Raw genomic sequence first — 23,985 nt, 5'->3', positions numbered from 1 at the left:
CAAGACCGAGCAGCCGTGTAACTGAAGGAGAGTAGTTTAATGAAGACGAAACGAGCCTGGATCGTCGCGTTCGCGACCATCTTCGCCGGCATCTCGCTGGCGCTCGTGCAGAACAAAGTGGCACCCTGCATGACCACCCTCATGGGTGCGTTCAATATCGATATGGCGACAGCCGGTTGGCTGAGCTCCCTGTTCTCGCTGGTGGGTATCGTCATGGCCATCCCGGCCTCCATCGTGCTGAACAAGCTCGGGCCGAAGAAGGGCGGCATCGTGGCCCTGGCATGCGCCATATTGGGCTCGCTCATCGGTGTGTTCACCGACAGCGTTCCCGTGCTCATGGCGAGCCGTATCGTGGAGGGCGTGGGCGTGGGCCTGATGTCGGTCATCGGGCCGTCGCTCATCGCCATGTGGTTCCCCGAGGCGAAGCGCGGCCTGCCCATGAGCATCTGGGCCGCGTACCAGATGGGCGCCCAGGCTGTCATGTTCTTCTTGGGCGCCGTGCTCACCACCAGCTTCGGCTGGCAGGGCGTATGGTGGTTCGGGCTTGTTGCGTGCGTCGTCGCGTTCGTGCTCTACGTCCTCTGCGTGAAGAGCCCTCGTCCCGAGGACAGCTACGCGGATGTGGAGAGCGAGGACGTGTCCATCGTCGAGGGCATGAAGTCGCCTTCGGCCTGGGTGCTCTCGCTGGCGACGATGCTGTTCTGCATCGGCTGCTTCGGCTTTGTCAACTGGATCGCCACGTGCTGGGCCCAAACGTTCTCTTGGGACGAGGGCCAGGCCAACATGTGGGTGGGGTACTTCTCCATCTTCGGCGTGATCGCCGCCGTGGTCATCGGCGCGCTGCTGAACCATGTCAAGAACCGCAAGCTGTTCGGCGTGGCGGCGCTCGTCGCCTACGGCGTGGCTTCGCTGGTGGGCATGTTCATGGACAACCCGTCGTTTCTCATCGGGTTCGTGATCGTTTACGGCTTCGTGGACGCGGGCTTCCCGTGCGTGCTGTGGACGATGGCCGCCCAGACGGTGAAGAAGCCCGAGCTTGCGGGCGTGGCGCTGGGCGTGGTGTCCATCGGCTTCAACGTGGGCATCCTTTTAGGGCCGCCGATCATCGGCGCCGTGGTGGAGGCCGCCGGCTGGCATGCCGGCGCCATCGCCATCTGCGGAGCCTGCGTCCTGGGCGCCGTGGCGCTGCTGTTCACGAAGCTCTACAGCGCGGACGACGTTCCGGTCCAGGAGGTGCCGGAGGCCGAGCCCACAGCCGCCTAGAGGCTGGCCCGGACGCCCTCGGGCGTCCGGGCCCTTCCCGGAAAGGGAGGGCGCCGGCGATCCCGGCGCCGCGTGAAACGATGCGGACGCTTCCGACGAGGCGTCCGCATTTGTTTTTCCCAGGGGGACGGGGCGTCGGCCCATGGTGCTTCCCCCACCCGATTCCCGGCATTGCGTCCGCCTGGGTTTGCGACGCCACCGTCCGGAGAACTTCCGCCGCCGGTTGGGATGCGCGGTCGCCGGACGCCGTGATTCTCAAAAGTAACCCGAATGGCGGGCGAATCTCAATATGCGAGCGTCCTTCGCCGTCCGACACCCGCATTCGAGGAGCAAATTGAGAAACCGGTTGGCGCGCCGGCGCGTCCATGGACGGCGAATTATTTCGCTCAAAATTTTTTCACGCTTATGAACTGGGTATATATCAATTTACCCACCGGGTTTCAACGGATTGGCACGGACCATGCAACTACTTATTACGTAAGGCGCGAGCGGCAAGAGGGTTAGGCCGACCGCCCTTCGATCTACGTTGTAAGGCCATGCGAGAGCATGGCATAGGTTTGTCGGAGAGGAGGACATGCAAATGGCAGAGGAGAAGAAGAGGCTGGATCTGGACAAGGAGTTCCAGGAGAAGCGCATCAAGGAGCACCTGGCCGACCCGAACAAGAACAAGGAAGCCTGGCAGCAGAAGGCGCAGGATGCTTCGGGTCGCGATTGGACGAAGCCTCGTCGTCCGACGTTGAAAGACGGGGAAGTCTAAGTACTGCCCGAAAGAGGAGAATCGGAGAGAGAGGGATAGCAAGTATGCTTACCAACGAACTCGAAGGCGTCAACAAAGACGTCTACAAAACAGATTGGCAGTGGCAGGAAGGCGAGTACACGGTCACGCGTACGAACATGTGGACCGCCCCCGGCTGCCACAACGGCTGCTCTGTTCTGTACTACACCAAGGACGGCAAGGTCGAGAAGATCGAAGGCGACCCGCTGAGCCCCTACAACCAGGGCCGTCTTTGCATGCGCTGCCTGGACGTCGTCGAGACGTTCTATCATCCTGACCGCCTGAAGTACCCCCTGAAGCGCGTCGGCGAGCGCGGCGAGAACAAGTGGGAGCGCATCACGTGGGACGAGGCGTACGACGACATCGCCGAGCACGTGCGCGCCATCTGGGAAGAGTACGGCCCCGAGTCCATCGTGTCCATGCAGGGCACCGGCCGTAACATCTGCTGGCAGACCCCGTACCTGAGCTACGCCGCCTTCGGCAGCCCGAACTTCGTGCTCGGCTTCCTGTCCGGCGACGCCTGCTACCTGCCCCGTACGACCATCGGCCACTGCTTCATGGGCGACTTCTTCGTGGCCGACTGCTCGCAGCACCTCGAGAAGCGCTTCGCCGATCCGGAGTACGTGTTCCCGGACTACATGCTCATCTGCGGCAACAACGCTCTGATCTCCAACGGCGACGGCTTCTTCGGCCACTGGATCGTCGACGTCATGAAGGAAGGCGGCACGAAGCTCATCGTGCTCGACCCCTCCTGCACGTGGCTGGCCTCCAAGGCCGAGCACTGGCTGCAGGTGCGTCCCGGCACCGACGCCGCGGTCGTCATCTCCATGCTGGGCGTCATCATCGAAGAGGATCTCTACGATCACGACTTCGTTGAGAACTGGTGCTACGGCTTCGACGAGCTGGCCGAGCGCTGCAAGGACTACCCGCCCGAGAAGGCCGCCGAGATCGCCGGCATCGACGCCGACGACATCCGCGCCGCCGCCCGTGCGTACGCTTCCGGCAACCCCTCCACGATCCAGTGGGGCCTCAAGGTCGACCAGACCGTCTGCGGCATCCCGCTGGCCCAGGCTCTGCTCTCCCTGGGTGCCATCTGCGGTGACATCGACGTGCCCGGCGGCATGATGATCCCGCGCTGCGCCTACGACATTCCCGACTCCTATGGCTGCGGCATGTGGAACCTCTCCGACGAGATGCTCGGCAAGATGCTCGGCGTGGACACCTCCCCGCTGCACGCCCTCGGCTTCGACCCGACGGCCAACGGCGACACGGTCCTCCTGGCCATCGAGACCGGCGAGCCGTACCCGATCCGCATGCTGTTCATCCAGTCCACGAACCCGATCGCCAACATGGCCGCCGACGCCCCGCGCGTGTACAACGCCATGCGCTCGGTGGACTACAACGTCGTGGTGGACGTGTTCATGACCCCGACGGCGGTTGCCTGCGCCGACATCGTGCTGCCCTGCGGCATGAGCTGCGAGCGTAACTCCGCCCGCGTGTGGTGGTGGCCGCTGCGCTCCATCGTCAAGGTCGCCGACTACTACGAGGCCAAGTCCGACGAGCAGATCATCCTCGAGCTGGGCAAGCGCCTCAATCCCCGGCTGTTCCCGTGGGAGACGGACGTCGAGCTCATGACGTGGTGGATCCAGTCCGGCAACCGCTTCCATGCCGGTTGGCCGCACAAGACCGACCAGACGTTCCTCGACCTCACCGAGAAGGTCATCGACTGGCCGGACGACTGGGCGTACCGCAAGCACGAGCTCGGTTGGCTGCGCGACGACGGCCAGCCCGGCTTCAACACGAACACGGGCAAGTGCGAGCTGTACAACACCCTGTTCGACGCGTGGGGCTTCGATCCGCTGCCGTACTACGAGGAGCCGCCTGAGTCCCCGATCTCCACGCCGGAGCTGTTCGAGGAGTATCCGTACGTCCTCACGACCGGTGCCCGCACGTGGGAGTACTTCCACTCGGAGGAGCGCCAGGTTCCGCGTCTGCGCGAGTCGCATCCCGATCCGCTGACCGATCTGCATCCCGACACCGCCGCGAAGATCGGCGTGTGCGAGGGCGACTGGATCTGGGTCGAGAACATGCGCGGCAAGTGCAAGCAGCGCGTGCGCATCAACGCGTCCCTCAAGCCCGACACCGTGCGCTCCGAGCACGGCTGGTGGTTCCCCGAGACCGACGGCGCCGAGCCCAACCTGTTCGGCGTGTTCGACTCGAACATCAACAACCTGACGGTTCAGGGTGTGACGGGCCCGACGCTCTACGGCGCCCCGTACGCGAACCAAATCTGCAAGATCTACCCGGTCACGAAGGAGAACGACTGCTCGCCCAGCGAGATCGTGACCCGCAAGGGAGGTTTCTAAGATGGCTGAGAAGTATGGACTTCTGATCGACTACACGTGGTGCACCGGCTGCCACTCCTGCGAGATGGCCTGCAAGGTGGAGCACGGTTGGCAGGCTGGCGAGGCGAACGGCATCCAGCTGTTCGAGGACGGCCCGCGCCTGATGCCCAACGGCAAGTACGAGTACAACTACCTGCCCGTCATGACGTCGCTCTGCGACCTGTGCGCCGACCGTACGGCCATGGGCAAGCTCCCGACCTGCGTGCATCACTGCCAGTCGGCTTGCATGAAGTACGGCACGGTGGACGAGCTGGCCGAGAAGGCCAAGGAAATGCCCCGTACCTGGATCTACGTACCTGAGCAGTAAAGCCTCGTCTTCTCTGCTGGTGCCCCGGCTAAACGCCGGGGCACCAGCCCCGAGAGGGCGTCACGTAAGGAGAAAACTATGTGTTACAGACCGGCCAATACCGTTACCATTGTGAAGTGCCTCGAGTGCGGCGCGTTCAACAAGCCCACGAACGAGACCTGCCAGAAGTGCGGCGCGGACCTGAACGAGTCCCGCAAGGCCGCTGACGAGGCCGCGGCCCCTTCTCCGGGCGCTCCCAAGGAGATCTCCCTCAAGCCGCAGGGCCTCGACGGTGCCCCCAAGGCCCCGGGCGCTCCTGCAGCCCCAAAAGCGCCGGGTGCCCCGAAGCCGCCGGCGAACTAACCATGCCATGTCCGGCGGCATACAGCGCGTGTTTTAGGATGAGGCGAAGCGCCCATGCCTAACTGTAGAACATGCAGCCCCTGGTGTCGTCGTTGCCATAAGAAGGCGGATTACAAGTTTCCCGTCGAGTGCCCCGAGTGCGGGTGGTACAACCCCTACGAGCGGGACACGTGCAAGAAGTGCGGTGCGCCGGTCGCCCATGACGAGGAGAAGGCGGTCACGCACCTGAACGCCGAGGTGAAGAAGGCCTGCTTCTTCTGCTCGCCGTTCGAGCGGCCGCTGTGCAACGAGTGCGTGGAGACGGGGCGTACGAAGATATGCCCGGAGTGCGGCAGCTACGTGTTGGGGACACGGACTGCCTGCAAGAAGTGCGGGCATGTTTTCTAGGGCGTGCTGCGGGGCGACAGCCCGCGCGGTTGCCCTGAGCGCAGCCTGAGAGCGAGGGGGGCGAGGGCATGGCGGCTGCAAACCGTGCCTGTTATTGATCGGGCTGGAGAAGGTGCTTAACGCTCATCTCCAGCCCGATTGGTTTTTCCGGGCCTGCGCTCCGGCTCGGGGCAGGGCCGCGGTTCGGCGCAGGAGGGCTACTGGCTCTCCTTGAGCTTGCGGTACAGCGTGGCCTTGCTGATATCGAGGATGGCGGCCGCGGCGGCGATGTTGCCGTCGGCCTGCATGATGGCCTCGTTGATGGCGATGCCCTCGAGCTCTTTGAGGGAGAGGGTGGGCAGCGTCCCGCTCGTCGCGGCAGGGGCCTCGGCCCCGGGGGCGGCGGCCTGCTCGTCCGGCACCTTGATAGCTGAAGACGATTCGTTTTGCGAAGGGGCTGCGGCGTCGTCCGCCGGTGCGGCCGCCCCGGCTTCCTCGCTGCTGCGCAGGTCGCTGGCCTGGGCGATGTAGCTGGGGAAGTCGTCGATGTAGATAACGCCGTTCTCGCAGGTGTAGTAGGCGGAGTAGATGGCATGCTTCAGCTGGCGCACGTTTCCCGGCCAGGCGTAGGTGCTCACGAACTGCGACGCCTCGTTGGAAAGCGACACCTTGCCGTTGCCCGTCTTCGTGTGGCACTCGTTGAGGAAGTAGCGTGCGAAGTAGAGCGCGTCCCCCACGCGGTCGCGCAGCGGGGGCAGGTCGACGGTGAGCACGGAGATGCGGTAGAGCAGGTCCTCGCGGAACTGGTGCTGGCTCACCAGCTTCGGCAGGTTCTGGTTCGTGGCGGCCACCAGGCGGAAGTCGATCTGCTTGTACGACTTGCCGCCAACGCGGATGATGCGCTTGTTCTCCAGCACGCGCAGAAGCGTGGCCTGCAGTTCCAACGGCATGTCGCCGATCTCGTCGAGGAAGAGCGTCCCGCCGTCGGCCAGCTCGATCTTGCCGGGCTTGCCGCCGCGCTCGGCGCCCGTGAAGCTGCCGCTCTCGTAGCCGAAGAGCTCGCTTTCGATGAGGCGGGGCGGGATGGCGGCGCAGTTGATGGACATGAAGGGTCCCTCGGGGCACGCCTGGTTGTGGATGGCCTGGGCGAACAGCTCCTTGCCGGTGCCGCTCTCGCCCGCCAGAAGGATGTTCTCGCGCGATCGGGCGAAGCGGGAGGCGAGCTTCTTCGCCTTTGCTATCTGGTAGCTCCTGCCCAGGATGTCCTTGAACGTGATGTCGGCTGCATCTCCCAGCTTGCCTCGCGAGGCGCCGAGCGTGGCGCGCTTGGCCTCCTTGAGCGCGATGATGTAGCCCTCGAAGTCGTGGTCGCCGCCGTAGATGCGCGAGATCTTGGCCTCGAGGGGCATGCCGTCCACGTCGAAGGTCGAGTGGCCGCCCTGCTCGATGACCTCCTCGAACGTACGGCTGTCGTTGATGAGGGCGTTCACGTTCGTGCCGAGCAGCTCCTCGGGGGACGTCTTGAAGATGCGGGCGGCTTCCGGGGTGGCCAGCGAGATGGTGTCCTCGGCATCGCAGATGAGGATACCGTCCTTCACGGTGTTCATGAGGTTCTGCGAGATGGTCTCGTAGCGCTGGGCCTCCAGCGACGCCTTGCTGTAGCGCGACTCGGTCTCGGCAAGCTGGGCGTCGTAGCCGCTGATGCGCAGCTGGTCGCTCAGGGTGATGGCGAGCGATGACACGAGGCTCATGGCATGGATGAGGATCTTCTTGTTCGCCGTGGACAGCAGCTCGTCGGACGTGGGCTGCGTGAGCGCAAGGGCGCCCACGCTGGCACCGAACTGGTCGATGATGGGCGCCGCGCAGGCGATGAGGCCGTGCAGCGCGAAGCAGTAGTGCTCGGGGCCGATGAGCACGAACGGCTTCTTGTGGCGCATGCACAGCGTGTGCGCGTTCGTGCCCATGTTGCTCTCGTTGCACTGGTAGTTCGGGCCCGCGAAGCGGTGCAGCCACAGGTTGCCGATCTGCACGAGGGGCGTGCCGTTCACGTCGAGCAGCTCGAACATGTAGTCGTTCTGCAGGTTCAGCGACTCGATGTTCCTGATGAGCGACTTCGCGGCAGCCACGATCTCGGCGTTCTCCGCGAGCGTTTCCTCGTATGCCTGCTCGGTGATGTACTCGCCGAGGTCGGGCTGGTCGGGACTCAAGCCGAAATTGCGCGAGTTGATCCACGACTCCGCGATCTCGGGCCGCACGCAACCTGCCTGGCGGGGGTCGCCCCCGTTGTTGAGGAAGTCGAGCTTCGCATCGAAGATGCGATCCCAAAACGAATCGTCTTCGTGCATGGACTTGATGAGCTGAAGATCGCTGGCGTAGTCAAGTTCCTTGGTGCCTGCAACGTCGTCCATGGCGCCCCCCTTGCGCTTACGGGTTAAGTGCATAACGACATTATAGGATTAAAAGGTGAAGCAAGTTACGCAAGAAGATCATTTTGAGAAAAGCTCTGGAAACCGGGGCATCTCCTCGCATGCCGCGCCCGAGGGCTTCAACGGCCGGAAGCCGTGGGGGCTCGATGCGAAGGGGGCCGACATGGGGGACGATCCGTGGGCGTTCGACCACGGCATTCGGCGCTCGCCTGCCGAGGGGCGGGATTTCGAGGGTGCCGCCGTCCGCCGCTCCCCGGCCGAGGAGCTGGTCTCGAAAGGATACTTCCTGCCCTACGCCAAGCGCACGTGCGGTGGCGAGGAGCTGCGCTGCGGCGAGTACCGCTACCGCCTGCGCGAGGACGGCACGGCGCGCCTCGTGTCCTACGAGGGCTCGGCGGAGCAGGTGGACATCCCGGCCGAGGTGGACGGCGCCCGCGTGGCCTCGCTGGCCACGAACCTGTTCCGCGGCCACGCCGAGCTGCGGCGCGTCTCGATGCCCGACACGGTGGAGTTCGCGGGCAACCACGTGTTCGACGGCTGCGTCAACCTGCGCAGCGTGCGGCTGTCGGCGGCGCTGGACCAGGTCGACCCCACCATGTTCCTGCAGTGCGGGGCGCTCGCGGAGGTGGAGCTCCCCATGCCCCTGGTGCGGCTGGAGGGAAACTCGTTCTCGGACGCGCCGGTGGCCCACGTGGCGTTCGGGCCGCTCGTCGAGGCGCTCGACGCGAAGCCCCTCGGGCTGCCGCACCTGGAGCACGTGACCGTCGATCCCGCCAACGAGGCCTTCTCCACCGACGGCCGGGCGCTGCTGTCGAGGGACGGGCGGCACCTGTACCGCCTGGTGGTTCCCTGCCGCTCCTACGAGGTGCCCGCCGGGTGCACGGACGTGGACGAGCGGGCGTTCGACTCGCTGGACGACCTCCAGGAGGTGGCGCTGCCGGAGGGCGTTCGTCGTTTGGGCCGCATGGCGTTCGCGAAGACGGGGCTTTCCGCGGTGCGCCTGCCCGCCTCGGTGGAGGCGGTGGGCGAGAAGGCCTTTTACCATTGCGCGCGGCTCGTGCAGGCGCACCTGCCGGCCGGGTGCCGGAAGATCGGCGCCGAGGCGTTCGCGTTCACCGCCCTTGCGCGCGCGGAGCTGCCGGCGGGGCTCGAGCAGCTGGGCTTCCGCGCGTTCGACCACACGCCCGCGCAGGCGCGCATCGGCGAGGGGGCCCTGGGCGTGTCGCCGGCCAACCGCTGCCTCGACCTGGACGCCGAGGGCGGCCTGTACCGCCATGACGTGTTCCTGGAGCTGATAGGGCAGGTGGAGTCCTATCGGGTGCGTCCCGGCACCCATGCGGTGGCCGACGAGGCGTTCAAACGCCATGCGCACGTGCGCGCCGTGGAGCTGCCCGAGGGCGTGTTCTCGGTGGGGCGCGAGGCGTTCCGGGGGAACCGGCAGCTCGTGCGCGTCGATTTGCCCGAGAGCCTCGAGCGCATCGGCGAGCGCGCGTTTTTGGACACGTCGCTCTCCACGCTGCGCCTCTCGGAGAACGTGCGGTCCATCGGCGAGGACGCCCTGCTTGTGCAGGGCGACAACCAGCTCATGCCGCGCCGGCCCCTCCAGTCGATCTCGCTCGATGCGGCCAACCCCGTGTACTACCTGGAGAACGGGCTTCTGTGCCAGCGCGACGGCAGCAAGATGGGCGGCGACACGTGCCTTCTGTACGTGGGGCCCGACGACGTGGTGCGCATACCCCGCCAGGTGACGCACGTTGCGAGCCTGGCCTTCTGCGGCGCTTCCGGCGTGGCCGAGCTGCACCTGCACGGGCACCTGCACAGCATCTGCAACGGGGCGTTCTCCACGGCTCGCTCCATCCCGCTCGTCCACGTGGAGTTCCCCGAGCCCGTCGACGGTTACGAGGCGGGCGAGTTCCGGGTGCCCGAGCTCTCCTCGCGCTACCGTTCGCCGTCGTATTTGTTCGGCGCCGGGCCGGGGGGAACCGCCTTCGACTTCGAGTACTACGACTCGTGGGTGACGCACGCGGCGACCATGCGGGAGTTCGCGCCGGCGGCCCTGTACCGCCTGCAGCATCCTATGTGCCTTTCGGACCATACGCGCGGGCTGTACGAGAACATCTTCCAGCGCAAGGCGCGGCAGGCGTGCCGCTACTTCGCCGACCAGGGCGACCTGGACGCGATCACGTGGCTGGCGGGGCGGGGGCTTTTGGACGACGGGGCCATAGAAGCGGAACTGGGCACTGCGACGCGCGAGGGGAGGACGCAAGCCACCGCCTGCCTGCTCGAGCTGCAGCATCGTCTGATGCCGGCCGCGGGCGTGGACTTCAGCTTGTAAACGCCTATGAAAGACTTGACGCCCATAGCAGAGGGGGACGTGGTCCTCAAAGAACGGGAGCGCCTGGGGGGCCAGGCTGCCGCGGCGCCCAAGGTGGGCCTGACCACCGAGGCGCGCCAGGCCGAGAAGCGCGAGCGCTACGAGCGGTGCCTGCCCGTGGCGGGCGACATATTGGAGGACGCCCGCACGTCGTTGGCCGTGCGGTTCCGCTTCCTCGACCGGGCGCTGTGGCGCATGCCGCTCGTGCCGAGCTTCGACGTGTACGGCATAGCGAGCGACGGCGTCAAGCTGTACTACGACCCCGAATACGTGGTGGCCCGCTTCAGGCTCTCGCCGAACGAGGTGGTGCGCGACGTCATCCACTGCCTGTTCCACTGCATATTCCGCCATCCGTTCATGCTGTACTCGGTGCTGCGCCAGCCGTGGGACGTGGCCTGCGACATCGCCATCGAGGCGCTGCTGCTGGAGCTGGTGGGCGAGGCTTTCCCCAGCAACTTCGACCGGCGTGCCCGCGAATCGCTCAAGGTCATCCGCGCGCAGGTGGGCGGCGTGGTGACGGCCGAGCGGCTCTACCACTTCTTCTCGGAGGAGGGAAGCCAGATCGACCTGCGCTCGCTGGCGCCGATGTTCTTCCGCGACACGCACGGGCTGTGGTACAACGACGGGGTCGAGGGCTCGGCCCGCGGCTCGATGAGCGCGGCGCGGCAGCAGTCGGAGGACCGCGAGGGCGGCGAGCTGCCCACGTCGGAGGGGAGCGAGTCGCTCGACGACACGCGCGGCGCCTCCGAGATGCCCTCGCCGGGCGGGGGCGACGACGACCGGGATCGGGAGCCGGCCGAGGACGGCGAGCGCGACGAGCCGGCCGACGAGGGCGGCCCCGACGACGCGTCGGCTGCGGCCGACGAGGAGCGCGCCCGCGACGAGGAGCTTGCCGAGGCGTGGGAAGACGTGAGCCGGCACATCCAGATAGAGCTGGAGGCGCATATGCTGCGCCAGGGCGAGGGCGCGGGCAGCTTCGCCACGGCGCTCGCGGCCGTGAACCGCGAGAAGCACGACTACGCGGAGTTCCTCAAGCGCTTCGCCACGCTGCACGAGCGCATGCGCGTGAACCCCGACGAGTTCGACTACATATACTATACCTACGGGCTGGACCGGTACGGCAACATGCCGCTCATCGAGCCGCTGGAGTACCGGGAGGCGCGGGCGGTGCACGACTTCGCCATCGCCATCGACACGTCCGAGTCGGTGTCGGGCGATCTGGTGCAGGCGTTCATGCGCAAGACGTACAACATACTGAAACAGGCCGAGAGCTTCACCGATCGCGTGAACATCCACGTCATCCAGTGCGATGCGCGCGTGCAGGAGGACACGAAGATCACCTCGCTCGACGAGCTCGACCTGTACCTGGAGGACCTGGAGCTCAAGGGCTTCGGCGGCACGGACTTCCGCCCGGTGTTCGACTACGTGAACCTGCTGGTGGAAAAGGGGGAGTTCGCCGACTTGCGCGGGCTCGTGTACTTCACGGACGGGCAGGGCACGTTCCCGCGCCGGCAGCCGGCCTACGACGCCGTGTTCGTGTTCCTGGACGATGGCTATTCCGACCCGGCGGTGCCCCCCTGGGCGCTCAAGGTCATTCTGGACGAGAGGGGATTGACGTGACGGACGAGGCGCGCGCGACGCGCGGCGACAGGCGGCAACAGGCGGACCCAAGGAGTGCAACATGAACATTGCGGAAGCAAAGCAGCAGGTGAAAGATACGATCGAGGCGTACCTCGCGGTGGACGACCAGGGGCGGCCCCTTCTGGACACCGCGCGCCAGCGCCCCGTGTTCTTGGTGGGTGCGCCCGGCATCGGCAAGACGGCCATCATGGCGCAGATCGCGCAGGAGCTGGGCATCGGCCTGGTGTCCTACTCCATGACGCACCACACGCGCCAGAGCGCGCTCGGGCTGCCGTTCATCGTGCATGAGGAATTCGAGGGCCTGGAGTACGAGGCTTCCGAGTACACCATGAGCGAGATCATCGCCTCGGTGTACGCCTACATGAAGAAGAGCGGGGTGAGGCGCGGCATCCTGTTCCTCGACGAGATCAACTGCGTGTCCGAGACGCTCTACCCCTCCATGCTGCAGTTTCTGCAGTTCAAGACGTTCGGACGCCATGCGGTGCCCGAGGGGTGGATCATCGCCTGCGCCGGCAACCCGCCGGAGTACAACAAGTCGGTGCACGAGTTCGACGTGGTCACGCTCGACCGTGTGAAGAAGATCAGCGTGGAGCCCGACTTCGGAGCGTGGAAGGCCTACGCCGTGTCCAAGGGCACGCACCCGGCCATCCTCACGTTCCTGGAGATCAAGAAGAACCGCTTCTACTCCATCGAGGCGTCGCTCGACGGCAAGTCGTTCGTCACCGCGCGCGGCTGGGACGACCTGTCGGACATGATGGGCGTGTTCGAGCGGCTGGGCAAGGCGGTGGACTACGACCTGGTCGTGCAGTACGTGCAGAACGAGGCGATAGCGCGCGAGTTCGCGGCGTACTACGACCTGTTCAACAAGTACCGCGACGACTACCGCATCGACGAGATCCTTGCCGGGGGCGACGTTGCCGGTATAATCGAGCGGGCGGCCGGGGCGGAGTTCGACGAGCGCCTGTCGCTCGTGGGGCTCCTGCTGGATGCCGTGTGCGGCGACATGGCCGACATCGTGGCCGAGACCGACGTGCTCGTGGCGCTGCGCGACGACCTGCGGGGCCTGAAGCCCGCCGCGGAGGAGGGGGGCGACGTGCGCGGCCTTCTGGACGAGCTGGAGCGGACCCGGACCTCGCAGCTGGAGCTGGGCGTGGCGGCGGGCAACCTGTCGAAGGGCCGCCGCGCGACGGCGGAGGCCGAGCTGGACGGGATCGCGGCGTTGCGCCAGGCGGTCGACGGCGCCGCGCCCCAGGACGCCTTCGCGCTCGCGTCGCAGGCATTCGCCGCCCGGGCGGCGGCGCTGCAGGCGCGCGCAGCCGACGTGGAGCAGCGGCTCGCCCGCGCGTTCGCCTTCGTGGAGGCGGCGTTCGGGGATGCGCAGGAGATGGTGGTGTTCACGACCGAGCTCACGTCGCGCACCAGCTCGGCGCGCTACATCGCCCAGTACGGCAGCGAGTCCTACTTCGCGCACAACCAGGACATGATCCTGTCGGACCGCCAGCGCGAGCTGCGCCGGCGCGTGGAAGACCTCGACGTGTAGATGCAAGCCAAGGAAAGCAAGCAACCTAAAGGAGAAGAGAACATGAAGAAGTACACGCTCACCTCGTATGATCCGGTCGAGCTCGATCTGCCGAAGCCCCAGGTGCCCGCGAGTCTCGTGGACGCCCAGATCGAGAAGCTGCTCGAGCCCCTGGCCGAGTACCACGAGATAGCCGAGGAGCGCGGCGTGGCCATGGGCGACCACGTGGTGGTGACCACGGTGGACGCGCGCTTGGACGGCAACCCCGCCTCCAACTTCGTGCTGGAGCACTCGCTGTACCACGTGGGCGGCGGCGAGATGCCCCGCACGTTCGACGAGGAGCTCGTGGGCATGGCGCCCGGCGAGACGAAGGACGCCGAGGCGAAGATCAAGCTGCCGCTGGCGAAGGACGGCGACGCCTCCCGCCTTACCATGCAGGTGACGGTGGAGAAGATCCTGAGCTGCCGCACGCCGGAGCTTACCGACGCGTTCGTGGCCGAGCACTTCGAGCCCGCCACGACGGTGGCCGAGTTCCGCGAGGGCGTGGCCAAGCAGTTCGGCCTGCCCGACATGGCCAAGAACGACGCGCAGTTCCCCGACCTCGTGCTGGACGAGCTGGCGAAGCGCCTGGTGGAGGACCCCGACCCGGCCGACCTGCTGCCGGGCCAGCCCCTGGATGCGCTGCGCATCACCTGCGCCATCGACGCTTTGGCCGACCATTTGGACATCGAGCTCTCAGACGCCGACATCACGGCGCAGATGCCGGGCAACGACGCCGAGCAGCGCGAGAAGATCCGCCAGCAGCTGGAGGACCAGGGGCTGGGCGACGAGGCCCGCGTGTTCGCGCGCCGCGAGGCCGCGCTCTCGTGGCTGGTGAACAACTCGCGCGTGTCGTACAAGTAGCGGCTCGGGATGGACGGAGGCGAGGGCATGGATGCGGGCAGGCCCATCGACGCGGAGGCGCTGAGGGCGTACTACGAGCAGCTTCCCAACGAGTACGGGTTCGCGAGCCAGTGCAAGATGACGCTTCTGGGCGATCTCAAAGGGAAGCGCGTGTTGGACATCGACTGCCGCCGGGGCAAGGGCGTCATCAAGCTGTCGGACTACGTGGGCGCCCGCGGGCGCGTGGTGGGGGTGGATCCCACGCCCGAGTGGATCGAGATCGCCCGCTCCTACCAGGACGATGCGTGGCGCCGCAACGGGCTGCCCGAGAACAACATGGAGTACCTCGTTGCCTACCCGGAGGACCTCGCCGCGGCGGGGCTCGCTGACGGCACGTTCGACCTGGTGTTCGCCAACAGCAGCGTCAACGTGGACTTCTGCCCCGAGGCGGTGTTCCGCGAGGCGTTCCGCGTGCTGCGCCCCGGCGGGGTGCTGGTGTACGACGGCGTGGTGGCGGCCGGGGAACGCGACGCGGGCACGGTGGCCCGCGCACGCGAGCTCGGCAACGCCGTGCAGGCCGCGCCCGCCCGCGACGAGCTCGAGGCCATGATGGCGCGCATCGGGTTCGAGCGGCCCGAGTACTACGAGGAGTCGGACGTTTCCCCCGAGACGGGCTACGTGGGCGGCTTCGAGGTGCCGACGGCCGAGACGGACGAGGACGTGCGCTTCGTGAAGACCACGGCGCGCATCTACAAGCCGCGCCGCTAGGCGCAGGCGGGGGCGCGGGCGCTCGGGGCGCCCGCGCACAGGGAAGGGCGGGGCTGTATCGAAGACCCGCCTGGCTATGGGTTGAGAACAGGACAAGGGCTCTGCCCTTGCCGCCGGTTGGGACAGCCTCCCAGGCGGCGGCAGGCGCAGGGTGCCTGCCCTGCGGAACAACCTTATGGCGAAACATGGTTTCGGGGGCTTTTGGACAGCCCCTCTAAGGAGGAGCAATGCAGTACGAGGAACTGAAAGCGCAGATAGAGGCGGTGCCTGCGGCGCAGGCGAAGGACTACCGGGAGCTTTTGGCCTTGGCCAGCATCGCGGGTGGCGTGTGGCCCCGGCTCAAGGGGCACCTGGAGGCGGCGGAGGACTGCCGCGGTTTCTTCCAGGCGATCTACGACGACGATGCCTGCCGGTTCGAGAACGCCTGGGCGTACTGGGCGAAGATGAACAAGGAGCCCTGGGCCGACCGCTTCGAGGCCGAGAAGGCCGTGCGCGGCGTGCGCCTGGAGAACAAGGGCATCTTCATCGAGGGCAACGGCAACGAGCTGCTCGTGCCGCTGCAGGGCCGCGGGCACGCGGCCAACGTCTACCTGTTCGCCGAGAACAGCTTCAACGAGCACGCGGCCGAGTTCTACGGCGCCATCAACGGCTCGTTCACGTGCGTGGGGATGGAGCTGGAGGGCGCCTTCGACATCTACCGCGCGCACCGCGCCCTCATCTTCGAGCGCTGGGACGTCGACAAGCTGCGCAGGCGTGCCAACGGCAAGGGCCAGGTCCGCACCGGCTGCGACTGCTCGGCCACCTGGTAGGGGATTCGCCTCGGTGCCGTCCCCGCGGTCGGCGCCGCCATCTGCGAGGACGGGCTCGCGGTCGCGAGCGGTGGGTCCGAACCCATGAGAGCCGACGGAGGGGCGGACGCGAGTCCGTCCCTCCGTTCGGTTTCTAGCGGGCTTCCACTGGCTTCGCCGCCGCTTTTGGCCGAGGCTTTGTCGTCCCCTTCTTCGGCCGTCCCGCCTTGGGCTTCTCGCGCAGGCGAGCGTCTATGCTGTCTTTCGTGATGAAGGTGTCGCGGCCCTTGCGAAAGCCTTGAAGCAGACAGGCCTTGCGCATCTGGGACACGCGTGCCCGTGACACCCCTAAGATCTTTGCCGCCTCGGAAGCCGGTACGGCGGGAATACCGTCGAGGCTCGCCTCCACGGCTACGAGCAGAACGCGGCCGTTTTTGCGTGCAGGTTCGTGGCCGAGCGTCGCCTCGGGGATATCCCTGCTGTCCATAAGGCGGTATTCGATCTCCGTCCTGAGCCAGTCGGCGGCCATTTCCGAAGCCTCGGCCACGTCGGCTCCTTGGGTTGCGCCTTCGAAGTCGAAGGGCCGGGCGATGATCCATCCATCTTGCCCGGTAAAAAGCTCGAACTCGTATACATACAACATAGGCGGGTCCTCTCGTTCTCGAACTGGGTCAGCGCCGCTTCTCGATACCTGCTTGCTTTCTGATATCTCGGGCTGTGTCCTCGTCTATCTCCCGATGCCGGGGGATAGACGTCTGGAAGCCTGGCTTCTTAAAAGTCTCGTGGTTCGTGCCGCCGGTACTTCTCAACCCTTGGGCTTCGACCTCCTTGACAAGGTCGCGTCTCTTGACCATGCTCGTCCTTCCTAAAAATTATAAACTATAATTAATAATTAATCAAGTGCGAAAGGGGAGGGAGGCGGGCGTTGCCACGTATCGGTTCCGCGGGGTCGCAGGCGTCCCCAGCGCCCGTCGGCATGCGCCGGGCGCGTCTATGGGCGTTGACGGCGCAGGGCGAACGCGGCGGCGAGCGTGGCGCTGATCACGGCGGCGAGTGCGATGCAGCGGGGCGCGCGGGCGAGGGCATCGCCCGTCTCGGCGAGCGGGGCCGGGGGTTCTTCTTCGGCGGGCTCGTCGCCTGCTGGCGGCTCCTCGGGGGCGCTGACCAGCTCGTTCACCACCTCGTAGCAGTAGGTGCGGGCGTTGCCCTTGACGGCGACGACGAAGGGCTCGGCGGTGCGGTAGCCCGGCGGGGTGGTGGCGGGGTCCTCGCGGACCTCGTAGAGGCCGTAGGGCAGCGCTCCGTCGAGGCCGGCGGGGCGGAGCCCCTCGGTGGAGGCCCGGCCGTCCTCGCCGGTGACAAGGCGGGCCGCCACCTCGCCTGTGGAGAGGCGCACGATGTCGAACGCCACGCCGCCCAGCGGGACCTTGGGCGTCGTGCCGCCCCCGTCTGCCGAAGCGCCGCCTGCGCCGCCTTCGCCCGTGCTGTCCGCAGCGCCGCCTCCGTCCTTGCCTGCGCCGAGCTTGAGCAGCGCCACGTCGCCGCGTGCCACCTGATCGGCCACGGTGGGGACGCGGTATACGGCCACGCCTGGCTCGTCGGGGGAGGGCTCGACCGCGCGCACGAGGGCGGGCGGGTCGGGCAGCAGGTAGCCGCGGGGCGCCTGCACCTCGCGCACGACCACGGTGCCGAGCGGCAGGCCGGACCCGCCGCTTCCGTTGCCAGGCAGGTCGCCCGTGCCCACGCTCGCGCGTCCCTGCTCGTCGGTGACGACGTCCCAGGTGCGCGCGGGCTGCGCGCCCGCCGCGGCGATCTCGCCAAGCGAGGCGTAGCGTCCCGCGTAGTGCTCGACCGTGAACGTCGCGCCGGCGAGGCTCGCGTCGCCAAGCGGCAGGGGGACGCCCGTCTCGCGGTCCGCCTTCTGCACGAGGATGTCGACGGGTGCGACCAAGGGCGCATCCGCGACGCGCACGGCCGGCACGGTGCCGGTGCGGCAGTCCTCCTGAGCGAGGTCGACCGGGTAGACGCCCGGGTCGGGCAAGTAGCCCTCCGGCGCCGTCTTCTCGCGCACCCAGTAGCGCCCCGGCGCGAGGACGCATTCCGACCGGGCGCGCCCCGCGGCGTCGGTGGTCAGCGCGAGCGCCTGGCTCGTGCACGCCTCGTCGGCGTACACGCCGTACACCGCGCCGGCCAGCCGGTAGCACGCGTTGTTGTCCGTGACGTCGGGGGCGGCGGAGCGCTTGAGCACCTCCATGGCCCCGAAGGGGCGTATCTTGAACCCGCCGACGTTCTGCGCGCCGTAGGGCGAGTAATGGTTCTCGTACATGCCGGCGCCCCGGCAGTTCACGGTGATCTGGAAGCCGCCGTCACCCGCAGGCTCGCCGGAGAACGGGTAGGTACCCGGAAGCGGCGTGCCGTAGACGGAGCCCGAGATGCAGTAACCGGTGGCCGAGATTCCGTACTGGGGGAACGTCACCTCGAACACGTTGCCGCCGTCCGGCCCGTCGATATGCGCGTTCGTGCAGGCCACGTAACAGGTGCCCGAGATGCCCTCAAGGGCCTCGGCCGACCGGGGAGCTGCCAGCGCGAGCGCGAGCACGCACGCGGCGAGCATCGCCGCGCATGCCGCGGTGCGCACGCGGCGAGGACTGCGAGGGCCGCCGGGCCCTGGTCCTGCGGGCCCCGCTTCCGCAAGGGCCTTCGCCGCGCCGGCCGCAACGGGCTTGCGGCGCACGCAGCCGGAAGGCGAGAGGGGGCGCCGACGGGGCGCTGCCTCGACAGCACCGTTTTCCCTGCGAATGTGCGGCTGCGTGTGCGACGGATCCACGTCGGCCCCCTTCCTCGTCGGTCGCGCCGGGTCTGTCCCGACGCCTCCATCCTAGCGCCGCGACCTTGCACGCCGACCGTAATTCGACCGTCCGCGAGTCGCGCAGGCCTTGCGCGTTTCCGACGTGGGCGCCGTCCGAACCTTGCATGTTTCCGCCGTGCGAGCCGTTCGGTCCTTGCCCGCATCCAGCACCGATCCAGCTCGTTTTCGCTGGAAGCCCCCCAGGCGGCTTCCAGGCGCCGCTGCCGCGCATCCTGCCGGTGCCCGCTCCCGCCCCTTTTGCGTGTTATTCGCCGCAAAAACACGCCGCTAGGGTGGCACATGCTATCCCGCATAGCTATAATCAAATAGCCGATTCTATCTACTACTGGTTGGCATCGAACAACGGTTCAGGCCGCAAGGAGTTCGATGACGGCCATCAGTCGATAGAAGCGGTCGGAGGAGCTGTCAACGTCATTTCGCGCAGGGGGTGCGAACGTTTCACGCCAAGGCTCGCTCAGGGGGTGGCGAACCGCCGAACGGCGGAATGCCCAGACGAGCGGTCGGGGTGAAAATCGCGGTCCGATCAATTAATACTATCGGGCTTACCCGCTCGCGGAATTTAGAACTTCCGGTGTGATGTGGATGGAACGGGCGTTTTATACACTGGCGTGCATGATCCGCGCGAGTGAGAGCGTTCGGGCCAAGCGGAGCTTCCGCGCATAATCATGCGAACGGCACGACAGGGTTCAACGGTAAGGTAAACGGACGAGAAGAAGAGGGGAAGGTAGATGGAGATTTCCAAGACGTCGACCGGTCTCAAGGGCCTTGTGAGCCCGGATACCGTGTCGACCGAGGTCGACATCCATCAAGACGGCGTCACGATGGTCAAGTCGCTCTGCTATTTCTGCCATGCTAACTGCGGCGTGCTCGCCTACGTTAAGGATGGCGACGTAATCAAGATCGAAGGCGATCCCGATTACTCGAACCATGGCGGACTGTGCTGCCGCGGCACGAGCGCGCTGCTGCACGTCAACCACCCCGCCCGCATCAACCACGCGTTGAAGCGCGTGGGCGCCAAGGGCGAGGGCAAGTGGGAGAAGATCCCGTACGACCAGGCGATCCAGGAGGTTGCCGACAGGCTCAACCAGATCAAGGAGGAGAGCGGCGCCGAGGCCGTGGCCTCCGCCGGCGGCACGACGCGCACGGACGACTGGGCGCGCCGCCGCTTCCTGAACCAGTTCGGCACGCCGAACGGCTTCCACAACGCCCTTCTGTGCTGGATCCCCACGTTCATGGCCGAGACCTGCGTGGCCGGCTGGTCGCCGTTCGAGACGGACCTCGCCGGCGCCAAGTGCCTCATCCTCTGGGGCATGAACCCCGGCGCCTCCACGTTGGGCGGCATGGACGGCTACACCGACCTGCAGAAGAACGGCCTGAAGATCGTGGTCGTGGACCCGCGCTACTCCGAGACGGCCTCCAAGGCCGACCTGTGGCTGCCGCTGCGTCCCGGCTCCGACGCCGCGCTCGCGCTGGCCATGCTGCACACCATCATCTACGAGGGCCTGGTCAACTGGGAGTTCGTGGGCGAGTGGTGCGACGGCTTCGAGGAGCTGCAGGAGCATGTGGCCGAGTACACGCCCGAGTGGGCGGCGCCCATCACGTGGCTCGATGCCGAGCAGATCCGCCAGGCTGCGCGCCTGTACGCCATGAACACCCCCGGCTGCATCCAGTGGGGCTGCACGTGGGACCAGATCGGCCGTGCCTCCACCACCGGCAGCCACGCCATCGCCCTCATGCGCGCCGTCTGCGGCAACCTGGACGTCCCCGGCGGCGACGGCATGCCGGGCCCCGCGCTCAACTACCTCACCGACGAGGAGATGGAGCTCAACGAGTGCCTGCCCGAGGAGCAGAAGGCCAAGCAGATCGGCTCCGACAAGTTCAAGCTGACCTCCTGGCCCGGCTACCAGCTGATCTCGGACAACGCGAAGCGCACGTGGGGCAAGACGCTGCCCACCGAGTGGTTCTGCGAGGCCCACGGCCCGAGCGTGTTCAAGGCCATCATCACGGGCGACCCCTACCAGGTGCGCGCGCTCATCGTGAACGCCACGAACCCCATCAACTCCTACGGCGACGCCAAGATGACGCTGCAGGCGCTCAAGCAGTGCGAGTTCCTCGTGGTCGTGGACTACTGGATGACCCCGACGGCCCTGTTCGCTGACTACGTGTTCCCGGCAGCCGGCGCGCTGGAGCGTCCCACCATCGTCACGCACTACGGCGCCACCGACTCCATCATGGGCGGCCGCCGCGCCATCCAGCCGAAGTACGACCGCCACACGGACATGACGTTCTGGCGCAAGCTGGGCCTGGCCTGCGGCCAAGATCCCGCGAACTGGCCGTGGGAGACCGAGGAAGAGGCGTACTTCCACATCCTGGAGCCCCTGGGCCTGGGCGGCGTGGAGAGCTACAACGACTTCGTCGACTACTACCGCATGTACTATCCGCCGCTGCACCAGAACAAGTTCAAGGCCAACGGCTTCTGGACCCCCTCGGGCAAGGTCGAGTGCAACTCCACCATCCTGCGCGAGCTGGGCTACCCCGGCATGCCCACCTACATCGGCTGCATCGAGAACGAGATCGACACGCCGGAGATTGCGGAAGAGTACCCGATCGTGCTCACCACGGGCGGCGGCTTCATGCCGTACCACCATTCCGAGCACTTCCAGATGCAGGGCATCCGCTACCTGTATCCCGACCCGTACTTCTCCATCAACCCGGAGCTGGCTGAGAAGCTGAACATCGCCTACGGCGACTGGTGCTGGATCGAGACGCGCCGCGGCCGCATCAAGATGCGCGCCAACGTGGAGCCCGAGGTGCATCCCAACGTGGTGTTCGCGCCGCGCGGCTGGTGGTTCCCCGAGCGCGACGGCTCGGCCGACCTGGACAACCCGTTCGGCTGCCTTGAGTCCAACGTCAACGTGCTGACCTCGGTCGATGACGAGCACTGCGACCCCATGGGCGGCTCGTGGGCCAACCGCGGCCTCATGTGCAAGGTGTACAAGTGCGGCGAGTACGACAAGGAGTACAAGAAGGAGGACACCCAGTTCTCCATCCCGGGCTCCTCGCCCGAGCCGGGCGTGACCGTCATGCCGAGCGACCAGAAGCTCGCCCGCGAGCCCATCCCGTTCGAGAAGCCGCAGCCGGCCGAGGCCGTGCCCGAGGGCTACGAGTGGGTGTGGCAGAGCAACACGCTGTACCAGAAGGGCACGAATTTCCGCCTGGACGAGTCGGGCTGGCTCATCAACCCGCGCACGAAGGGCTACCACGACGCCCACACCGGCTGGCGCTACGATGCCGCCAACGAGTGCCTCGTGGACGACGCCACCGGCAAGATGTACACCATGGACCGCGAGGAGATCGTGTTCGCGGCGGGCGTGCGCTGCTATCCCGGCCAGGCCGCCCCTTACGAGGTGCCCGAGAACCTGACCTGGAACCAGGAGAAGGGCTACGCCACGCTGGGCGACCTCCCCTACGTGTACGACCCGAACAGCGGCTGGATGCTGGACCCCGACAACGGCGCCTTCCACGACGCCAACTACGGCTGGCTCTACGACGCCGCCACCGGCCATCTGGTCGACGAAGCCACGGGCAAGCATTACGACATGTCGTATGCGCCCGTCGAAGAATAGCCGCCGAGTAGGAAGAAAGGATAGATAAATGACTCGTTACGTCATGGTCATCGACCAGCGTCGCTGCATCGGCTGTCACTCCTGCACGGTTGCTTGTCGTACGTGGAACAAGCTTCCCCTTGACATCGTCTACAACCCCGTGGTCACCGAGGGCGCCCAGGGCACGTGGCCGAACGTCCACAAGTCCTGGCAGCCGCTTTTGTGCATGCACTGCGAGAACCCCGAGTGCGTTCCCTGCTGCCCGTCCGGCGCGAGCCAGCAGGACGAGGACGGCACCGTGTGGGTGGACCCCAAGAAGTGCCTGTCCTGCAAGGTGTGCGTGAACGCCTGCCCGTACGGCATGCGCGACGCCTCGCACCTGGAGGACCGCATGCACCGCTACGTGCGCAAGTGCACGTTCTGCCGCGACAAGCGCCAGCTGGACCCCTCTGCCCAGCCGTACTGCGTGCTGACCTGCCATCAGAAGGCCCGTATCTTCGGCGATCTCGATGATCCGAACAGCGAGGTCTCCAAGCTCATCGGCTCTGTGAAGACCGAGCGCCTCTTCGAGGAGTTCGGCACCGAGCCGCAGATCTACTACATTCCTGATTTGGGAGGTAAGGCATAATGAAACATCATTATTGGGAACCGCCTATCGCCCTGTACCTTTTCCTGGGCGGTCTGGCGGGCGGCATCCTGTTCCTGGCCGCCATCTTCAACAGCTTCGTGGTCCCCGGCTACGCCGAGGTGTTCGCGCTGCCCGTGCTCGTTTCGCTGGTGTGCGTGGCCATCGGCTGCGTGTTCCTGGTCGTCGACCTGGGGCAGCCGGGCGTGTTCTGGCGCGTGTGGACCACGTCGAAGTCCATCATCAAGTGGGGCGCCACGTTCCTCGTGATCGCCGCGGTGTTCGCGCTGCTGTTCCTGCTGGCGTTCATCGGCGACGCCTGGCCGATCTTCGCGGGCCTGTCCGACCTGCTGAAGCCCGCTGCGGACTTCTTCCTGATCGTGGCCGGCTTCTTCGGCCTGTGCATCATGATGTACACCGGCATCATGCTGTCCACCTTGAAGGCGCATGCGTTCTGGGCCACCCCGGCGCTGCCCGTGCTGTTCACCATCTCGGCCATCTCCACGGGCTGCGCGGCCATCGTGCTTTCCATCGGCGGCTGGCCGGCGGCTATGACGCTGGAGAGCCTGGTCGTGTCCGAGATCGTGCTGGAGATCCTGCACGTGGTGGACATCGTGCTGGTCGTTGCCGAGCTCATCGTGCTGCTGACCATGGTGCTGTCCTTCGCGGGTGCCGGCAACGAGACCGCCAAGGCGGCGGCGCGCCGCTGGGTGAAGGGCTCCTACGCGGGCCTGTTCTGGGTCGGCATGGTGGGCCTGGGCCTCGTGGTGCCGCTGGTCATGTACATCGGCGGCGGGCACTCCGCCGCGGCCACGCTCGTGGCCCCCATCCTGGTGCTGTGCGGCGGCTGCCTGCTGCGCTTCATGGTGGTCAACACCGATGACCGTGCCGAGATCCCGGGCGAGAACCGTTACTACAACCGCCTTGCCAAGAACGACGCGGAGTTCATCACCAAGTGGACGTACGGCGATAACCAGTTCTAAGACGGCCGCAAGGCCGCGAGCGCGCCGGCTTCGCGCCGCGCGTGCGC

General features: G+C 66.6%; 19 protein-coding genes. 15 read left to right on the top strand and 4 right to left on the bottom strand.

What is annotated here, in order from left to right:
* Positions 1–39 precede the first annotated feature (39 nt).
* The 6 genes from LB310_RS00150 to LB310_RS00125 all read left to right on the top strand — a co-directional run bounded on the left by LB310_RS00150 (position 40) and on the right by LB310_RS00125 (position 5,479).
* Positions 40–1,263: a CynX/NimT family MFS transporter gene (locus LB310_RS00150; protein ID WP_087191904.1), complete on the top strand. Its 1,224-nt coding sequence runs from the start codon at positions 40–42 to the stop codon at positions 1,261–1,263.
* Between the two features lie 580 nt (positions 1,264–1,843).
* Positions 1,844–2,020, top strand: a complete 177-nt coding sequence (locus LB310_RS00145) for a hypothetical protein (RefSeq protein WP_154270581.1) — start codon at positions 1,844–1,846, stop codon at positions 2,018–2,020.
* Positions 2,021–2,064: 44 nt separating this feature from the next.
* Positions 2,065–4,404, top strand: coding sequence for a molybdopterin-dependent oxidoreductase (locus LB310_RS00140; RefSeq protein WP_096227988.1), 2,340 nt, complete (start codon positions 2,065–2,067; stop codon positions 4,402–4,404).
* 1 nt (position 4,405) lies between these two features.
* Positions 4,406–4,750 (top strand): oxidoreductase, encoded by a 345-nt coding sequence (locus LB310_RS00135; RefSeq protein ID WP_087191906.1) that lies wholly within the window; start codon positions 4,406–4,408, stop codon positions 4,748–4,750.
* Positions 4,751–4,828: 78 nt separating this feature from the next.
* On the top strand, positions 4,829–5,092 hold the full coding sequence (locus LB310_RS00130) for a hypothetical protein (protein ID WP_087191907.1): 264 nt from the start codon (positions 4,829–4,831) through the stop codon (positions 5,090–5,092).
* Positions 5,093–5,146: 54 nt separating this feature from the next.
* On the top strand, positions 5,147–5,479 hold the full coding sequence (locus LB310_RS00125) for a hypothetical protein (RefSeq protein WP_087191908.1): 333 nt from the start codon (positions 5,147–5,149) through the stop codon (positions 5,477–5,479).
* A 197-nt stretch (positions 5,480–5,676) separates the two neighbouring features.
* On the opposite strand, the gene LB310_RS00120 is transcribed toward LB310_RS00125, so the two are convergent.
* On the bottom strand, positions 5,677–7,866 hold the full coding sequence (locus tag LB310_RS00120; RefSeq protein ID WP_161959460.1) for a sigma-54-dependent Fis family transcriptional regulator: 2,190 nt from the start codon (positions 7,864–7,866) through the stop codon (positions 5,677–5,679).
* Positions 7,867–8,047: 181 nt separating this feature from the next.
* Here LB310_RS00120 and LB310_RS00115 point away from each other — a divergent pair, with 181 nt between their 5' ends.
* From LB310_RS00115 to LB310_RS00090, 6 genes are all read left to right on the top strand, one after another.
* Positions 8,048–10,219 (top strand): leucine-rich repeat domain-containing protein, encoded by a 2,172-nt coding sequence (locus LB310_RS00115; protein ID WP_301153926.1) that lies wholly within the window; start codon positions 8,048–8,050, stop codon positions 10,217–10,219.
* A gap of 39 nt (positions 10,220–10,258) precedes the next feature.
* The gene (locus LB310_RS00110) at positions 10,259–11,878 is read left to right on the top strand and encodes a VWA-like domain-containing protein (protein WP_301153924.1); all 1,620 of its coding nucleotides are present in this window, start codon (positions 10,259–10,261) and stop codon (positions 11,876–11,878) included.
* Positions 11,879–11,939: 61 nt separating this feature from the next.
* Positions 11,940–13,439: an ATP-binding protein gene (locus LB310_RS00105; RefSeq protein WP_087191912.1), complete on the top strand. Its 1,500-nt coding sequence runs from the start codon at positions 11,940–11,942 to the stop codon at positions 13,437–13,439.
* 42 nt (positions 13,440–13,481) lie between these two features.
* Complete coding sequence (locus tag LB310_RS00100; protein WP_087191913.1) at positions 13,482–14,321, top strand: hypothetical protein; 840 nt, start codon at positions 13,482–13,484, stop codon at positions 14,319–14,321.
* Positions 14,322–14,348: 27 nt separating this feature from the next.
* Complete coding sequence (locus LB310_RS00095) at positions 14,349–15,068, top strand: methyltransferase domain-containing protein (protein ID WP_301153920.1); 720 nt, start codon at positions 14,349–14,351, stop codon at positions 15,066–15,068.
* A gap of 227 nt (positions 15,069–15,295) precedes the next feature.
* Positions 15,296–15,877, top strand: a complete 582-nt coding sequence (locus tag LB310_RS00090) for a hypothetical protein (RefSeq protein WP_087191915.1) — start codon at positions 15,296–15,298, stop codon at positions 15,875–15,877.
* 133 nt (positions 15,878–16,010) lie between these two features.
* Here the strand turns inward: LB310_RS00090 and LB310_RS00085 are convergent, their stop codons facing one another.
* From LB310_RS00085 to LB310_RS00075, 3 genes are all read right to left on the bottom strand, one after another.
* A complete protein-coding gene (locus LB310_RS00085; protein WP_301153919.1) occupies positions 16,011–16,499 on the bottom strand; it encodes a helix-turn-helix domain-containing protein in 489 nt (162 codons plus the stop codon).
* A 28-nt stretch (positions 16,500–16,527) separates the two neighbouring features.
* The gene (locus tag LB310_RS00080; protein ID WP_096227997.1) at positions 16,528–16,710 is read right to left on the bottom strand and encodes a type II toxin-antitoxin system HicA family toxin; all 183 of its coding nucleotides are present in this window, start codon (positions 16,708–16,710) and stop codon (positions 16,528–16,530) included.
* Between the two features lie 137 nt (positions 16,711–16,847).
* Positions 16,848–18,470 carry a collagen binding domain-containing protein gene (locus tag LB310_RS00075; RefSeq protein WP_301153916.1) on the bottom strand — a complete coding sequence of 541 codons (1,623 nt, stop codon included), beginning with the start codon at positions 18,468–18,470 and terminating at the stop codon, positions 16,848–16,850.
* A gap of 983 nt (positions 18,471–19,453) precedes the next feature.
* On the opposite strand from LB310_RS00075, the gene LB310_RS00070 reads away from it, so the two are divergent.
* The 3 genes from LB310_RS00070 to nrfD are packed head-to-tail and all read left to right on the top strand — an operon-like array spanning position 19,454 to position 23,938.
* Complete coding sequence (locus tag LB310_RS00070; protein ID WP_123674667.1) at positions 19,454–22,351, top strand: molybdopterin-dependent oxidoreductase; 2,898 nt, start codon at positions 19,454–19,456, stop codon at positions 22,349–22,351.
* A gap of 28 nt (positions 22,352–22,379) precedes the next feature.
* Positions 22,380–22,958 carry a 4Fe-4S dicluster domain-containing protein gene (locus tag LB310_RS00065; protein WP_041239379.1) on the top strand — a complete coding sequence of 193 codons (579 nt, stop codon included), beginning with the start codon at positions 22,380–22,382 and terminating at the stop codon, positions 22,956–22,958.
* Positions 22,958–23,938 (top strand): NrfD/PsrC family molybdoenzyme membrane anchor subunit, encoded by a 981-nt coding sequence (gene nrfD, locus LB310_RS00060; protein WP_278804802.1) that lies wholly within the window; start codon positions 22,958–22,960, stop codon positions 23,936–23,938. The genes LB310_RS00065 and nrfD overlap by 1 nt, the downstream gene beginning before the upstream one ends.
* Positions 23,939–23,985 lie beyond the last annotated feature (47 nt).

The organism is Gordonibacter sp. RACS_AR49 (assembly GCF_030418435.1).
Taxonomy (GTDB): Bacteria; Actinomycetota; Coriobacteriia; order Coriobacteriales; family Eggerthellaceae; genus Gordonibacter; species Gordonibacter urolithinfaciens.
Note: the sequence above shows the minus strand (reverse complement) of the source record. Positions and strands in the feature narration are given on the sequence as shown.